Origin of the sequence: uncultured Streptococcus sp. (genome assembly GCF_963456385.1) — a bacterium.
GTDB lineage: Bacteria > Bacillota > Bacilli > Lactobacillales > Streptococcaceae > Streptococcus.
The window spans coordinates 92,524-106,910 of sequence record NZ_CAUOLF010000003.1 but is presented as its reverse complement, the minus strand read 5'-3'; the positions used below and the strand labels follow the sequence as shown (position 1 = coordinate 106,910).

General features: G+C 43.5%; 16 protein-coding genes and 1 riboswitch. All 16 genes read right to left on the bottom strand.

Going from position 1 to position 14,387, the window contains the following annotated elements; all coding sequences use genetic code 11:
• Positions 1–8: 8 nt before the first annotated feature.
• Complete coding sequence (locus RP262_RS02145) at positions 9–656, bottom strand: hypothetical protein (RefSeq protein WP_002915823.1); 648 nt, start codon at positions 654–656, stop codon at positions 9–11.
• Between the two features lie 31 nt (positions 657–687).
• Positions 688–1,314, bottom strand: coding sequence for an ethanolamine utilization phosphate acetyltransferase EutD (gene eutD / locus RP262_RS02140; RefSeq protein WP_002896361.1), 627 nt, complete (start codon positions 1,312–1,314; stop codon positions 688–690).
• 23 nt (positions 1,315–1,337) lie between these two features.
• Entirely contained in the window at positions 1,338–1,979 is a 642-nt protein-coding gene (locus RP262_RS02135; RefSeq protein ID WP_311154147.1) for a hypothetical protein, read from the bottom strand.
• Between the two features lie 196 nt (positions 1,980–2,175).
• Positions 2,176–2,451, bottom strand: a complete 276-nt coding sequence (gene pduA / locus RP262_RS02130; protein ID WP_002896373.1) for a propanediol utilization microcompartment protein PduA — start codon at positions 2,449–2,451, stop codon at positions 2,176–2,178.
• 55 nt (positions 2,452–2,506) lie between these two features.
• The gene (gene pduA, locus RP262_RS02125) at positions 2,507–2,788 is read right to left on the bottom strand and encodes a propanediol utilization microcompartment protein PduA (RefSeq protein WP_002910479.1); all 282 of its coding nucleotides are present in this window, start codon (positions 2,786–2,788) and stop codon (positions 2,507–2,509) included.
• A gap of 34 nt (positions 2,789–2,822) precedes the next feature.
• Positions 2,823–4,301, bottom strand: coding sequence for an acetaldehyde dehydrogenase (acetylating) (locus RP262_RS02120; RefSeq protein WP_002898205.1), 1,479 nt, complete (start codon positions 4,299–4,301; stop codon positions 2,823–2,825).
• Between the two features lie 6 nt (positions 4,302–4,307).
• Positions 4,308–4,871, bottom strand: a complete 564-nt coding sequence (locus RP262_RS02115; protein WP_125438338.1) for a BMC domain-containing protein — start codon at positions 4,869–4,871, stop codon at positions 4,308–4,310.
• Between the two features lie 15 nt (positions 4,872–4,886).
• Entirely contained in the window at positions 4,887–5,540 is a 654-nt protein-coding gene (eutL, locus tag RP262_RS02110; protein ID WP_032913438.1) for an ethanolamine utilization microcompartment protein EutL, read from the bottom strand.
• A 15-nt stretch (positions 5,541–5,555) separates the two neighbouring features.
• The gene (gene eutC, locus RP262_RS02105) at positions 5,556–6,476 is read right to left on the bottom strand and encodes an ethanolamine ammonia-lyase subunit EutC (protein WP_311154146.1); all 921 of its coding nucleotides are present in this window, start codon (positions 6,474–6,476) and stop codon (positions 5,556–5,558) included.
• A gap of 16 nt (positions 6,477–6,492) precedes the next feature.
• Positions 6,493–7,863, bottom strand: coding sequence for an ethanolamine ammonia-lyase subunit EutB (locus RP262_RS02100; RefSeq protein ID WP_002915829.1), 1,371 nt, complete (start codon positions 7,861–7,863; stop codon positions 6,493–6,495).
• A gap of 31 nt (positions 7,864–7,894) precedes the next feature.
• The gene (eutA, locus tag RP262_RS02095) at positions 7,895–9,328 is read right to left on the bottom strand and encodes an ethanolamine ammonia-lyase reactivating factor EutA (protein ID WP_311154145.1); all 1,434 of its coding nucleotides are present in this window, start codon (positions 9,326–9,328) and stop codon (positions 7,895–7,897) included.
• A 113-nt stretch (positions 9,329–9,441) separates the two neighbouring features.
• A complete protein-coding gene (locus RP262_RS02090; protein ID WP_311154144.1) occupies positions 9,442–10,878 on the bottom strand; it encodes a histidine kinase N-terminal domain-containing protein in 1,437 nt (478 codons plus the stop codon).
• Positions 10,878–11,453, bottom strand: coding sequence for an ANTAR domain-containing response regulator (locus tag RP262_RS02085; RefSeq protein ID WP_125435080.1), 576 nt, complete (start codon positions 11,451–11,453; stop codon positions 10,878–10,880). The genes RP262_RS02090 and RP262_RS02085 overlap by 1 nt, the downstream gene beginning before the upstream one ends.
• 24 nt (positions 11,454–11,477) lie before the next feature.
• A complete protein-coding gene (locus RP262_RS02080; RefSeq protein ID WP_002898216.1) occupies positions 11,478–11,822 on the bottom strand; it encodes a BMC domain-containing protein in 345 nt (114 codons plus the stop codon).
• Positions 11,823–11,918: 96 nt separating this feature from the next.
• A complete protein-coding gene (locus RP262_RS02075; protein WP_311154143.1) occupies positions 11,919–13,061 on the bottom strand; it encodes a 1-propanol dehydrogenase PduQ in 1,143 nt (380 codons plus the stop codon).
• Positions 13,062–13,371: 310 nt separating this feature from the next.
• A riboswitch (adenosylcobalamin (AdoCbl) riboswitch) is annotated at positions 13,372–13,520 on the top strand.
• 259 nt (positions 13,521–13,779) lie between these two features.
• A complete protein-coding gene (locus tag RP262_RS02070) occupies positions 13,780–14,379 on the bottom strand; it encodes a cob(I)yrinic acid a,c-diamide adenosyltransferase (RefSeq protein ID WP_002898218.1) in 600 nt (199 codons plus the stop codon).
• Positions 14,380–14,387 lie beyond the last annotated feature (8 nt).

Below are 14,387 nucleotides of genomic sequence, written 5' to 3'. Positions count from 1 at the left end.
CCACTCCTTTATTCTATGATTTCTATTTTTTGACGTTTTAGATAATCTCTCGCCAAGGCTGTCACAATCATTCCTTTTTCTATTTTAAAGTTTCCATTTTCAGGTAAGCCCATTTCTCTCAGCCTCTTCTCTGTAAGCAAAACCGGCTTGCTCGGAGCCTTAGTCTTCTGGCTGACTTCTTCTGCCACCGCCCGTTTCACTTCCGGGCGAGGCTCTTCAGCCTGATCGCTTTCTAGGAGTGCTAAGAGTTGGCCTTCTTTATAAAATTGCAGACCGTAGCGAATCAGCTTTTCTCGCTGTCCCTGCAGTTCCTGATACAAGTACACTTTAGAAGATTGCTTGTACTGCTGAATAGCAAAGGCGCTGTCTGACACTAGAACTTTTTTGCCTTTCAAAAGACTCTTTAAAATGACTGCTTCCTCCACCGCTAAAGGGCAAAGGGATGAGAGTCTTAGAAAAGCATCAAAACCAAGCGACTCAACAACAACAATCTCTGCTGTGCAAGAATCTTTTACGACTTGAAAGCCTTCCCCTTCTAATAAGTCAGGAATCTTATCGCCTCCAATGACGTATACTGAGGGTTTCTGAGGCTTTTTCTTCAACTTTTCCATCAGGCGGTCTGTAATCAAATCTACCAAATGATCTAGATTTTCCATTCTTTACCTACCTTTTATTTGCTCATAGGACTTATTTTTTAATAATCCGTCCGCGTGTTCCTTTTTTGAAACCACAAGCATTGGCTTCATCGTAGTCAATATGCATATAAGTCGCAAACTTGGGACTAACACGGATAACCACATCGTCAAAAATCAGCGGACGAGCACCTTCTACTCTGACTTGTACAATCTCGTGATTTTTTACATTCAGACGTTCGGCATCTTCCGGTGTCATATGAACATGACGCTTAGCTACAATCAGGCCCTTATCCAGACAAACTGCCTTGTCCCCATGAGCCAAGATGACACCCGGTGTTCCTTCGATATCGCCACTTTCGCGAATGGGAGCCTTGGTGCCCAGCTGCAAACAATCGGTCAGGGAAACTTCTACCTGAGAATGTTTGCGAACAGGCCCCAGAATAACCACATTGTGAAAAGCGCCTTTTGGACCGACAACTGTCAGCCTTTCTTGACTAGCGAACTGGCCTGGCTGTGATAGGTCTTTTGCTTTTGTTAATTGATAGTTGGGACCAAACAAGGCTTCCAAATCTTCCTGACTCAAATGGACATGACGTCCGCTCGCCTCTACCTCAAATGACCCCTGCAATTCTTCCTGAACTTTATCAATTACTTTATTTACCAAATTTTCTAAAGTCATTGCTGTTCTTCTTTCTCTTGTTATTAGCTTGCTATCAACCAGAGCAAGACTTCAATTGATTTTAATAATTGAGAAACCTTACAAGCAAATTGATCTCTGTCACCATCAGCAGCCTGCTCCAATTCTTTGCGCAGGAGGGTCGTTTCGATATATGTTTCATAGCAATTCAGCTGCCAAGTCGGCTCCTGATAACTCATCATAACCGTTTCTTGATCTAACTGCCGACTGACCCGAATGGCCTGCAATTCTGCATTGCTAGGCAGGTCTGTCTGGTAATCAGAAATATCATCCAGAATATGCTGACCAACGATTTGTTCTACTATGTTCAATAGTTGGCCAACTTGCTCACACTTTTCATCCTGAAAAGCTTGATGCAATTCTCTCTGGTTCTTCAAAAAGCAAGTATAAAGTTTAGTCAGTCTAAATAGTCGTGGATACACAGCAGAGTCCTCAAGGTTTGTAATCGGCACCCTGATAGCATCAGCAGCTGAAGCTGTTTTCCCTTTGGTCTGACCTGAAGAAATGATTCGAATATGGTGATCATTGAGAAAACCTCTGGCTGCTGGCGTCAGTTTTTCATCTTTGTTTAATTCAAAGACACCGTTATCAGCGAGAACGGATTCTCTATAAAGCTTTCTGATCTTAGCTTCTGTAAAAACTGACATGTATTCACATCCTTCTACTCCGTTGATACTCTGTGAAAATCAATCTGATACTCTCCGAAAATCAACATTTTCGTTTACGTATAGAGCTACTGCTCATAAGCTTCATTTTCACTGAGTATTCTATTTACCTCAGGGCCTGTATCAGGCCTAAACGCTACAATACAGGCCCTTTCAGCAAATATTTATCTGTCCCAAATTATTTGGGAAGAATAACTTCCACTTCAGCATGTGGACGTGGAATTACGTGAACTGAAATCAATTCACCAACATTTTCAGCTGCAGCTGCTCCAGCATCTGTCGCTGCTTTGACTGCGCCCACATCACCACGAACCATTACAGTTACCAATCCAGCACCGACTTGTTCTTTACCAATCAAAGTTACGTTAGCGGCTTTGACCATTGCATCAGCTGCTTCGATTGCGCCAACGAGTCCTTTTGTTTCTACCATTCCTAATGCATTTGCGTTTGCCATGTTTATTTCCTCCGATTATTCTCTTGTTTTTAATTTTATCCGAAAGTCTGTAATCTTATTCTTGATGAGGCAAGATTACTTCTACTTCTGCGTGTGGACGTGGGATTACGTGAACTGAAATCAATTCACCAACGTTTTCAGCTGCAGCTGCTCCAGCATCTGTCGCTGCTTTGACTGCACCGACATCACCACGAACCAAGACTGTTACCAATCCAGCGCCGACTTGTTCTTTACCAACTAAAGTTACGTTAGCGGCTTTGACCATTGCATCAGCTGCTTCGATTGCGCCAACGAGTCCTTTTGTTTCTACCATTCCTAATGCATTTGCGTTTGCCATGATTGTATCCTCCAATTATAATATTTAATATTGACTATTTTAGTTTTTCCAATACACGTTGAACCAACAAGGTTACCAGTTCTTCTTCGTTTGATCCGTCAACTGCTGCTGCTTTTGGTTCTTCCACTGCCATATTTTCTGCTTGTCGCAGGTCTGACAGTTCTGATGTACCGTAAGCTACACGACGGATATTGAAGAGATTGAGCGGGCTGACATTATCAGATGTCGCGCTGCCACCCACTGCTCCACAACCCAAAGTAAAGGCTGGGAAGAGGCCAGTCGTTGCACCGACACCACCCAGAGCTGCTGGCGTATTGATCAGCAGACGAGATACTGGTTTTTTCAGTGCAAATTCACGAATAATTTCTTCGTTTTGACTGTGGATAGCAAGAGTGTGGCCTGCACCTTCATGATGCAAGATCTTAATACTCAGCTCACAAGCTTCCAACCAGTCCTTGACAGTGTAGAAACCTAAGACTGGAGCCAGTTTTTCCATAGAATATGGATACTGCTTGCCGACGCCTGTTTCTTCTGCAATCAAGACCCGAGCATCAGCTGGAACTGAAATACCAGCTAACTCAGCAATCACTTGCGGTGTTTTACCAACCATTTTCGGATTCATCGCACCACTCGGCTGGATAATGAAGGAGCCTAGTTTCTTAGCATCTTCTGCTGGAACAAAGTAAGCACCTTGTTTCTTGAACTCTGCTACAACCTTTTCCTTCATATCTTCTTCCACGATGATAGACTGCTCAGACGCACAAATCACACCATTGTCAAAGGTTTTAGAATCCAAAATCTGACGAACTGCTTTTGGCACATCTGCTGTTCTTTCGATGAAGGCTGGACCGTTACCAGGACCTACACCGATTGCTGGTGTACCAGATGAGTATGCTGCTTTGACCATGGCATTTCCGCCAGTCGCCAAAATCAAATTTGTATCCTTGTGTCGCATCAACTCATTTGTAGCTGCGATGGATACCCGATGAATCGCACTGATGGCTCCATCTGGACATCCAGCTGACTTAGCAGCTTTCTTGATGATTTCCACAGTTTCCTCAATACACTTAAGAGCATTTGGGTGAGGAGAGAAGACGATACTGTTTCCTGCCTTCAAAGCGATCAAAGCCTTATACATAACCGTTGAGGTCGGGTTGGTTGATGGAATCAAGCCAGCAATGACACCGACTGGAACGCCAACTTCCAAGACTTTCTTTTCCTTGTCTTCGCTGAGAACCCCAACCGTTTTCATATCCTTGATTTCTTCAAGAATACCTTTGGAAGCAAGAGCATTTTTCAATACTTTGTCTTCCCAGCGGCCAAAGCCAGTTTCCTGAGCCGCCATTTTAGCTAGGCGTTCACGCTCATCATAACAAGCTTTCGCTACTACTTTTACAATGGTATCAATTTGCTCTTGGCTCATTTTAGCAAGTTCTGCTTGGGCTTTCTTTGCATCTCGAATCAAATTCCTTACTTCCTGAATTGATACCAAATCTTTATCTTCTAAAAACATCCGCAATTACTCCTCTCCTATTGTTTCCATCAAAGTCTCAACGAGAAGTTTCTTGTTGGCAAATTTGATTTCTTTCTTGCTGAGACGGATACCTTCTTGATGATAGGCAAGGCTGCGTAGTTCGACGACTTTTAGTTTTTCCAGTTCTTCTCTGGTGTAGGTCCTTGTCTCTCCTTCAAGCTTCTCTGCTGGTTCAGCCTTAGTTTCCTTTACAGGCTGAGGCTTTTCTTCGATTTTTTCTGAAGGGATTGTTTCCGCCGTAGAAGCAATCTCTTTTTTAGCTGTTTTACTGTTTCTCTTTGGTACAAAGAGAATGTCTGTCTGGTTATCCAGCCTAGAAATTACATGGCTGGCCAGATAGTAAGGTTTATCCTGTACCAACTCAACTGCCGCATCAACCGCTGAGCGGACTGCACTGACATCGCCTATTAATTGAACTGTGTTCAAACCAGCTTTGACCGTTTCAATATTAAGCAATGATACATTGGCAGCCTTCAAAGCCGCATCTGCCGCAACTACAGCACCTAGATAACCTTTTACTTCAATTAAACCTAGTGCTCTATCTGCCATTTAATCAACCCCTAATCAATAACTTTTAGGATCATTTGCTACTGCGATAACTGCATTCGCAAATGCGTCGCAGGCAGCTCGGCAGGCTGACTGTGATCCGACTAGAAGTCCGCCGGCAAAGTTGGTTTCGCTCGGTGGTCCATAGAAGGCTCCAACTTGCACATCTGCCGCTTTCAAAGCTGCATCCAGTGCCACCATAGCTTCACCCGGTGGAGCAATCAAGTAAGCAATTGCTGTTCCTTCTTCTGCATTAGCTCCCTCTGACAGGTAAGAACCTGCACGAGAGATACAATGAGCAAAATAAGGAATGCTGTCATCATCATTGGCACTGTAGAAGCTAGCCCCATTTTCGATTTCATAGACTGCTACATCCAAACCGCTGCGAACTTCTTCTGGGTTTGGACCAGCCAAGATACCGATGACTTCACCAGCCAGCTTAGTTGAAGCGTTGCCTGCACCAGCGTACATACTGCGAGCATAGACTACTTCGACATCTGCTGCCTTAGTTGCTTCATCCAAGGCTACATAAGTGACATCATCACAGTCAGAAGTGATAATTCCCAGGCTTCTGTGATGTGGTTTAAGCTCCAAAGAAGCCGCCAAACCTGCATCCACGTTCGAAATCAGAAGGGCACTTAATACACTTGCACCTAATCGATCATTTTTCAAAGCCACTACCTCCTATTATTTCAAATCAATTCCTGATTTCTTATTATCAAGAATCTTCTTAATGATTTCTGCTACATAGGCTCCAGCTTCAACGGCTGGTGTTCCGCCTTTATGAATATTGGAAACAACAGTCCGTTTCGCTTCCGGCATACCAACTGTTGGCTTGTAAGCCAGATAAGCACTCATGGACTCAGCTGTTACCAGACCTGGACGCTCACCAACCAGCATACAAATAACTTCTGCACCAGTCAGCTCTGCGATTTGGTCCATAGCCGCCACCCGAGCATGCTTGATAAAGAGTACCTCACCAAAGTCCAGTCCGAACATTTTCAGACCTTGTTTCAGAGCCGGCAAGAAGTCTTTAACATTAGCCTCGATAGCTGATGAGCTAAGACCATCACCAACGACAATCTGAACTTTGGCATTAGGTTTGCATTTTTCCTTGATAATCGCCTGCTGATCTTCTGGGAAGATGCGGCCAAAATCTGGACGTGTCAAGTACTCATCCTTAGTTGCTGCCTTGGTCTGTACAGGAATGAAGCCCATTTCCTTAACAAATTCATCAGATACGTAAGAGAAGACCGCATCCTGAGCTGCCGCATGGTCTGCACGGAAACGCAAAACACTTTGTGTCTTGTAGCGATCACCTGCCCGCCATAAGCCCAGACGTGCCGGAGTAAATTTCTTAATCTTCCTGTAGGCTTCTTCATTGATGGCATTTGGAACCAAGAACTGTTCCTGAATATCTACTTCTGTTATATCCGGAATGATGCCATCTTCAATCACTGAAGTGTCTTGTTTGACTTCCTCCTGCAGAGAAACCGCAGGTTTTTCAGCTTTATTCTGGTCAGTCGCTGCTGTTTCTTTAACAGCTGAGTCGCCGCCCATCTCATTTAACAATGAGCGAATCATTTCTTTTAATTGCAATTCATCCACAATGATTTCCTCCTTGCTAATTTTGTCTCATAAAGATGGAGCCGTCTCCGCCGATTTCTGTCAGGTGGCCATCTTCCATCAAGCCCATCTTTTCCATCCACTCTTCAAATTCCTTGATTGGACGTTTGTTGAGAAGTGAACGCATGGTTGCTGTTTCATGGTAACCAGTTGTTTGATAGTTAAGCATGATATCGTCACCATGAGGAATCGCCATGATGTAGTTAACATTAGCTGCTCCGAGAAGAACCAAGAGATTTTCAGCATCGTTTTGGTCAGCTTTCATGTGGTTAGTGTAACAGATATCACAACCCATTGAGATACCAGTCAGTTTGCCCATGAAGTGGTCTTCCAAACCAGCCCGGATAACCTGCTTAGAATCATAGAGATATTCAGGTCCGATGAATCCAACAACGGTGTTCACCAAGAATGGATCGAAGCGTTTAGCGAAACCATAACAACGAGCTTCCATAGTCACTTGGTCTGCTCCATGGTGAGCATCAGATGAAAGTTCAGAACCTTGACCTGTTTCAAAGTACATGACATTCGGCCCAGCAGCTGTTCCCACTTTCAGAGCTGTATCCCAAGCTTCTTGAATGATTTTAGCATCAAAACCAAAGGCTTCATTTCCTTTTTCAGAACCAGCGATAGACTGGAAGACCAATCCTGTCGGAGCACCTTGATTCATGGCTTCAATCTGAGTAGTAACGTGAGCTAGCACACAGTGCTGAGTTGGAATCTTGTACTCTTCGATGAAGTCGTTAAACTTATGCAAGACCCGCTTGACGCTTTCTACTGAGTCGTCTACTGGGTTCAATCCTAAGAGAGCATCCCCACATCCATAGGCAAAACCTTCCATAGTAGAAGCCATAATCCCGTCTGGATCGTCTGTGGTATGGTTTGGTTGAAGACGAGAAGAGAATGTTCCCGGCATACCAATCGTTGTATTGGCATGTTTGGTAATGACAATCTTATTGGCAGCTACAATCAAGTCCAAGTTGGTCATCAACTTAGCAACCGCTGCTACCATTTCAGAAGTCAACCCACGAGACAGCCACTGAATGTCCACGTTCTTAGTCTTGTTATCCAAGATCCACTCACGCAGTTCTTCTACTGTCCAGTTCTTAATCTTTTCGTAAGTACGAAGATTGACGTCGTCAATGATAATCCGTGTTACTTCATCTTCTTCATAAGGCACTACCGGATTATTGAACAAATCAGACAGTTTCAGCTGAGCTAGTACAACCTTAGCAGCGACACGCTCTTCAGCAGATTCTGCTGCTACTCCGGCTAGCTGGTCTCCGGATTTGTACTCATTGGCTTTGGCCAGCACTTCTTTTACGGATTTAAATTCGTAAAGCCGACCAAACAATTTTGTTTTCAAAATCATGGATTACTTCCTCCTTTGTGTTAATAAAAGTTTAATTAAACACCAATGTTTTCACGACAATCGGTAAGACCGAGCCTTCAATGACTGGATTACCAATATCAATATAGTCGCCATTTTGAACATCCACTGAGTCAATGCAGACAAATGGATAATCCTTAGGCAACTGAGCAAAGAGACATTGACCTAAAACCTTGGCCATATCTTCTCTGACCACCACTAGCAGCGGAATTTTCTTTTCAATGCTTTCGCTCATTCCGCCAACAATAGCCTCTGCGTATTCCAAAACCCGGGCGAAGCTTGGGCTTTTTTCTCCATTGATTGCCAAAGCCACCTGCTGGACTTCATTTTCCAGTGTGAACCAGGCCACCTTGTCCTTGATAATCTGCTGCAGTCCCTCCTTATCCTCATGCTCATCAGAAGCAGCCAGTTTGAGAACTGGAATGTTCTTAATAGGGAGGATATCAGAGATGTAGGTAATGGTACTGCCGCTGACATCAGTCGTATGGCTGCCTGCTCCAACAACGGTTGCCCGAATGGTCTCAGCTGACTGGATGACTTTCTTTTGATCAAAAATCTTGGATTTGCTCAGCGCTCTGCCAAGCAGGATACCGATATCTCCATAGCGGAAATCATCCGCCGAGGTCGTTTCCAAGTATATTCCATCAGCTACACCACCAGAGAAAGATACGCAGTGGAGATCATAGTTCAACTTGAGACCGTGGTTGGTCTGTAGGAGCTCATAGTAAGGACTGTGATTGTCAATTCCTACAGACTGTTCTAATACGGAGACCATTTCTTGAATCAGCCGATCCAAATCAGCCCGATGGACCGTTTCACCAACTGCAAGCTGAAGCCCCTGCTCTGCAATAATAGTCTGCAGTTTTGGAGCAATATAGCTAATCCGCTGGGTCTGCGGATCCATTTTTATCAGCCGACCTCCGATATCAAAACACCCTGTATCAATCACATCTCCTTCTCGGAAAACTGCCAGATTGGAAGTCCCCCCACCAATATCAATATTGACGACTGATGTATGATGCTCTTGGGAATACTGATGGCTGCAGGCCCCTTTACCAGCGATGATACTCTCAAGGTCTGGCCCAGCCGTCGCAACAACAAAGTCACCAGCATAACCACTCAGCGCTTGGAGCACCTGACTGGCATTTTCCTTGCGAGCCGTCTCACCAGTAATGATGACTGCTCCCATCTGAATATCTTTTTTCTGAATGCCTGCCTTCGCATACTCATTCAGAACAAAGTTTTTGATCTTATCCACCTCGATCAAAAGTTGATCCGAAATTGGTGTGAAGATAATTTCACTTTTATAAAGAACTTTTTTATCTGTAATATAGACACGAGGAATAGTAAACACAGAAGCAATATTCTCGATGGTAAGCTCTGACAAGATCAGCTGTGTAGTGGCTGTCCCGATATCAAGCCCCACACTCAAAATTTTATCTGACATACTAAAAACCTCCAAAAAAAGACGCTCAAAGTAATGCAAACAAACTGAGTTCATTTACATTCTTCAAGCGTCATTGCTTTTTTCGACTGACATCATTGTTAGTCTGGTAGTATTTATTTTTTAAAACGAATGGTCGTTGTCGTTCCCTCATAGTCTGAGTGGATAGACAAGGTTCCAAACAATTTTCCTTGGACAAAGCGCTCCACCAAGAGTAGACCCAAATGATTCTCAAAGGAATGCTCTCGATTGTAACCGCTACCATTATCCAGTGCTTTTAAAGTTATTATATCATTTTTAAGTCCAACCTGCAAACGGATTTGCGGTTTTTCTGGATTTTTTTTGTCCTTAAAAGCATGTTCATAGCTGTTCTGCAGTAATTCATTGACGATTAGTGCCAGTGAAGTAGCCCGGCTGCTGTCGAGACAGAGTTCCGGTTCCAGGCTGTAGGTCAGGGTTATTTCCCTATGCCCGGAAAAACAGCGCTGAACATTTTCGATAACTTTTTTCAGCAGATGCTCAATCTGAATGCTGTCATCCTGCTGAGAAGACAGGAGCTCGTGGGTCGCCGCTATGGAGAGCACACGGTTCATACTGTCATTAAGAGCTTTTTTGGTGTCTGCTCCTGGACTTTGCTGAGCCTGTAGTCGTAGCAAGGAAACAACGGTTTGCAAGTTATTCTTTACCCGATGGTTCATTTCACGAATGGTAGTTGTATGGGTTAAGAGCTGCGCTTCCTTTTCCTTAATATCTGTAATATCCTTACAGATCATGACCACATTTTCACTCTCAGCCAGCAGGTAGCGCTTGACCAAAAAGCAATAAGTGCCATAATGTACCTCAACTTGGTGAGGTTTTTCTTGAGGGGCTTGCGGTCCCAGTTGCTGGATTTCTTCAAAAGTCAGACTGTCTAAGACCAGATTGCTATAGTGCATTCCTTCAATCGAGTCCATATAGCCCAGCTTATGGCGATAAGAATCAGCGGCTGCTTGATTGAAATACTTGAGATAACCCTGCTGGTCAAAGACCAGACAAGCTTCATCTATATGATCAAATAAAACAAACTGCTCTTGGGCTGAAATCTCAGGAGTGCTCCGTAACTCAAAACCGTCGTTCTCTTTATCTAAAGAAAAGTGGTCCGGTAAAGTCTGAGGAGCATTTCTTTCGATAATCAGCGTTCCAATGACGCGCTCTTCTCTCACTATCGGAAAGACCGTCTGATGGATGGCTAAGCCCTCCTGCGATCTGGCCGAAAGCCCTATCGAAGGAGCGCCCGTCTCCAAGGTCCGGATAACACCTGGCTCATTTTCCAGATAGGCCATAGCACCTACAACCGAGTTTTCGTACAAGCTGAGCTTGCTTTCCGGTTTTTTGTGAAAGATGACAATGGCATGTTCCGAAAAGATGTTCTTTACATCAATGAAGACATCTTCATTGGCATAAGCTGAGTTTTTCAATAATTCGTCAGCCTGTTGGACAAGATGCTCGATATCAGCCTCATCCAAATTTGTCTGTTCCTGACAAAGCTGCTTTATCTTATCTTTATACATCATTACACATCATCTTGGAGCACCAGCAATTTAGCAATCTCAATCATCGGCACTCTCTTTTGCATACTAATTGTCCGAATGCGCTTGAAAGCTTCTGGCTCTGACAAATGATCACGAGCCATCAGTAAGCCTTTGGCCTTTTCAATCACAATCCGATCGTCTATCTTTTTCGACAGCTTGACCATTTCATTGGACATCTGCTGAAGCTGGCGGCCCTTCTCAATGCAGACCTCTACCATAGGAATCAAGGATTTGGCATCCAAAGGTTTAACCAAGTAAGCACTAATCCCATTGGTTTTAGCTTTTTGAACATAGTGTTCTTCACTGTAGGCTGACAGTAGAATCACACTGTAGGCTAAAGCATCTTCGAGTATCTTCTTACCCGCTGTCAGGCCATCTAGAAGCGGAAGCTTGATGTCCATCATGACCAAGTCACAACGATATTTCTGACACAAATCAATAGCCTCAAAGCCATCGGATGCCTCAGCCACCACTTCATAATCAGCTGCTTCTAATATATTTCGGATATCTAATCTTACAATTGGATCATCATCAACAATTAGTATTCTGCCTTTCATACTTCCCCTCGACAGTTTGATTTTTTATGTCCGCGTTACGACAGTGCTGGAGAAGCCCAAAATCTCTTCCAGACCTTGTAAAACGGCAATGAGAGCTGCCTCAACAGAAGAAACGTCACCTGTCATCACGACAGAGCCGCTGAAACGATCCACAAAACCAACTTGAACATCCGCAGCCTTGGTCGCAATATCAACCGCAATGATAGCCGCTTCACTCGGAGTGATCGTCAAGATTCCAATCGCATCCTTGATTTCTGCCTGCAATCCTAATTTTTCAAAAATGACTTCATCAGGATTAGCGATAAGGTGCGCCAAGGTCACTTGTTTCCCAGGAACGTATTCCTGTATCATTCTTTGTTTTTCTTCCAATTTAGTAAACCTTCTTCATGATTTTAAACCTTCAGAAGTGTACTGCATGCTCTTAATCATTATACAATAATTTTGGCATAACAGCAATTCAGAGGATTAAAACGCTTTCTCTAATACTTTAAGCAGTTCTTCTGCCGTAGGGACGCGAGGGTTAGTCGGAGTACAGCCATCATGCAGAGCAGCTTCTGAAATTTCTACCTTGTACTGAGCAAAAGCATCTGCTTTCACACCATATTCTCTGAGAGAAGTTGGCATCTCCAGCTTTCTTTGTAGTTTCTTGATGGCTTCAACCAGCTGTCTTACTCCTGACACAGGACTTGAAGCACTGCATCCCAATAGTTTGGCAATATCTTGATAGCGGCTCGCTACAGTCTTGTCTGTCGCCTGCCGGTTCCGATTGTTGAATTCGATACCAGCATTATACTGAATGACATGGGGCATTAAAATACTGTTTAAACGACCATGAGGTACATGGAACTTAGCTCCTGCCGCATGTGCCAGACTGTGATTGATACCCAAAGAAGCTGTGTTAAAGGCCATACCAGCCAGAGTGGATGCTGCATGCATCTTTTCACGCGCTTCTACATCCTGACCATTTTTGTAGGCTTTAGGCAAGTATTCAAAGACCAGCTTGATCGCCTTTTCAGCCAAGGCATCAGAGAAGTCCGTAGCCTTGGTCGATACATAAGCTTCAATGGCATGGGTCAGTACATCCATTCCAGTGTCAGCCGTTATGTTACCAGGAAGGGACAGAACCAAATCCGCATCTAAGATTGCAACATCCGGAAGGATTTCTTTGGTCACTAAAGGATATTTGGTCCCTCTCTCTGAATCCGTGATGACAGAAAAGGACGTTACTTCAGATCCAGTTCCGCTCGTTGTAGGAATGGCAATGAGAATGGCCTCTGAGAAGGCACCCTGCTTCTTGGCAAAATAATACATAGCCTTGGAAGCATCAATGGCAGAGCCTCCGCCAATAGAAAGCACAATGCTGATTGGTCTGTCTCCTGCACTCTTGATACCAGCCACAACTGTTTCGATTGGCGGATCAGGCACAATATCTGTGAAAACAACAATATCATTGCTGTCATCAAAGTTGGCTAAAATAGCATCCAGCGTGCCAGATGTCTTCAAAAAAGGATCGGCAACGACTAAAATATGCTCGTTTTTATAATGGCTTAATTGCTGCAGAGCGCCCTTGCCCACATGCAATTCAGTCTTATAGGAAATCTTATACATCTTTTCTCCTTTCTGTTGTATCTGTTTTTAAACAAAAAGAAACTATATGAAAATAAGACTGCTCCCCTACACACGTCACAGCATTTTCATATAGCTTCATTGCTTATTTATCTTCAGTACCCCTTTGTACTATATTGAATTATAACACAAAAGCGCTTTCATGGCAATAAAAAAGTCATTAATATAAGAAGTTTTTAGTGCCGCTTCTCCTTGCAAAGCCAAGCTTATTTGAAGGATTAAATTTTTATTAAAATTTAGTTCATTTTCCTTGTAATTCCCTGTGAAAGGTGTTACAATCTAGTTACTAGGAAATTGATTTTAGTACTTTTAAGGATATGGAAGTCTGGTGCAAATCCAGCGCGGTCCCGCCACTGTGATAAGCTTTTCAGCTTTAAGTCAGGTCTTTATTCTTAAATTTTAGTAGATTTCATGCCTCGATGTAAGGTAGTGATGTCAGTTTGGAACAAACATTTTAGCTTAGTTTCCATTATTGACTCTACGTTTAAGTACGTTAATTTTCTAAAGATGAGGTTTCTCTTGTCTTTCTGCAAAGGAGCAGAGTCAATAATTGGAAAGCTAGTGCTAATCAACGAAGCTTAGCATGAAGATACGATGATGTATAGGCGGCTTTCTTTTTTAGAAGATCAAAATAAGTTCTGTCCTTCCAAGACTTGGTAAAGTCAATTTGGAAAGACAGAACTTTTTCTGTTTCTTTTTGTCACTGGCGTTTGCTTGCCCAACGCTCAACATCCGCCTTGGTGATATTGTGGAAGACCTTGGCACCTCTTTCATAGGCGATGTCTTCCTGGTTTTTAGTAAAGTTGATTACTCGAGCCAAGGCAAAGAAGTAATCTGATAGACGGTTGACAAAAATCAGGACATTATTGTTAATTTCTGTAGTCCACATAGCCCCTACGATATGACGCTCTGCCCGTCTTGCAATGGTCCGAGCCACATGAATCATGGAAGCAATCTCGTCACCGCCTGGCAGGATAAACCTTTCCAGAGCCGGTGGAATTTCTGCGTAGGTATCAATCCTCTCCTCAATCCAGTCAATCAGCTGCTGATCGACCTTATAAGGGTAAACTCCCTGAGGAGTAGAGAGGTCTGAACCACAGTCAAAGAGATAATGCTGCAGCTGGAGCAGCTCATCTCTCAGCTTATCATCCTTGTCCAGCTTGGTAATAGTATAACCAATCCAAGAGTTCAGCTCATCAATGGTTCCGTAAGCATTCACTCGTTCTGCATCCTTGGCAACACTTTGGCCGCCAACTAGCTTGGTCAAGCCCTTGTCACCTGTTTTTGTATAGAGTTGCATATTTTTCC

Bases quoted from the DNA above. Each gene is read 5' to 3' on its own strand.
- RP262_RS02145 (WP_002915823.1), bottom strand. From the start codon at position 656: ATGGAAAATCTAGATCATTTGGTAGATTTGATTACAGACCGCCTGATG.
- RP262_RS02100 (WP_002915829.1), bottom strand. From the start codon at position 7,863: ATGATTTTGAAAACAAAATTGTTTGGTCGGCTTTACGAATTTAAATCC.
- eutA (WP_311154145.1), bottom strand. From the start codon at position 9,328: ATGTCAGATAAAATTTTGAGTGTGGGGCTTGATATCGGGACAGCCACT.
- RP262_RS02075 (WP_311154143.1), bottom strand. From the start codon at position 13,061: ATGTATAAGATTTCCTATAAGACTGAATTGCATGTGGGCAAGGGCGCT.
- RP262_RS02120 (WP_002898205.1), bottom strand. From the start codon at position 4,301: ATGTTTTTAGAAGATAAAGATTTGGTATCAATTCAGGAAGTAAGGAAT.
- RP262_RS02085 (WP_125435080.1), bottom strand. From the start codon at position 11,453: ATGAAAGGCAGAATACTAATTGTTGATGATGATCCAATTGTAAGATTA.
- eutD (WP_002896361.1), bottom strand. From the start codon at position 1,314: ATGACTTTAGAAAATTTGGTAAATAAAGTAATTGATAAAGTTCAGGAA.
- RP262_RS02090 (WP_311154144.1), bottom strand. From the start codon at position 10,878: ATGATGTATAAAGATAAGATAAAGCAGCTTTGTCAGGAACAGACAAAT.
- RP262_RS02135 (WP_311154147.1), bottom strand. From the start codon at position 1,979: ATGTCAGTTTTTACAGAAGCTAAGATCAGAAAGCTTTATAGAGAATCC.
- pduA (WP_002910479.1), bottom strand. From the start codon at position 2,788: ATGGCAAACGCAAATGCATTAGGAATGGTAGAAACAAAAGGACTCGTT.
- RP262_RS02070 (WP_002898218.1), bottom strand. From the start codon at position 14,379: ATGCAACTCTATACAAAAACAGGTGACAAGGGCTTGACCAAGCTAGTT.
- pduA (WP_002896373.1), bottom strand. From the start codon at position 2,451: ATGGCAAACGCAAATGCATTAGGAATGGTAGAAACAAAAGGACTCGTT.
- RP262_RS02115 (WP_125438338.1), bottom strand. From the start codon at position 4,871: ATGGCAGATAGAGCACTAGGTTTAATTGAAGTAAAAGGTTATCTAGGT.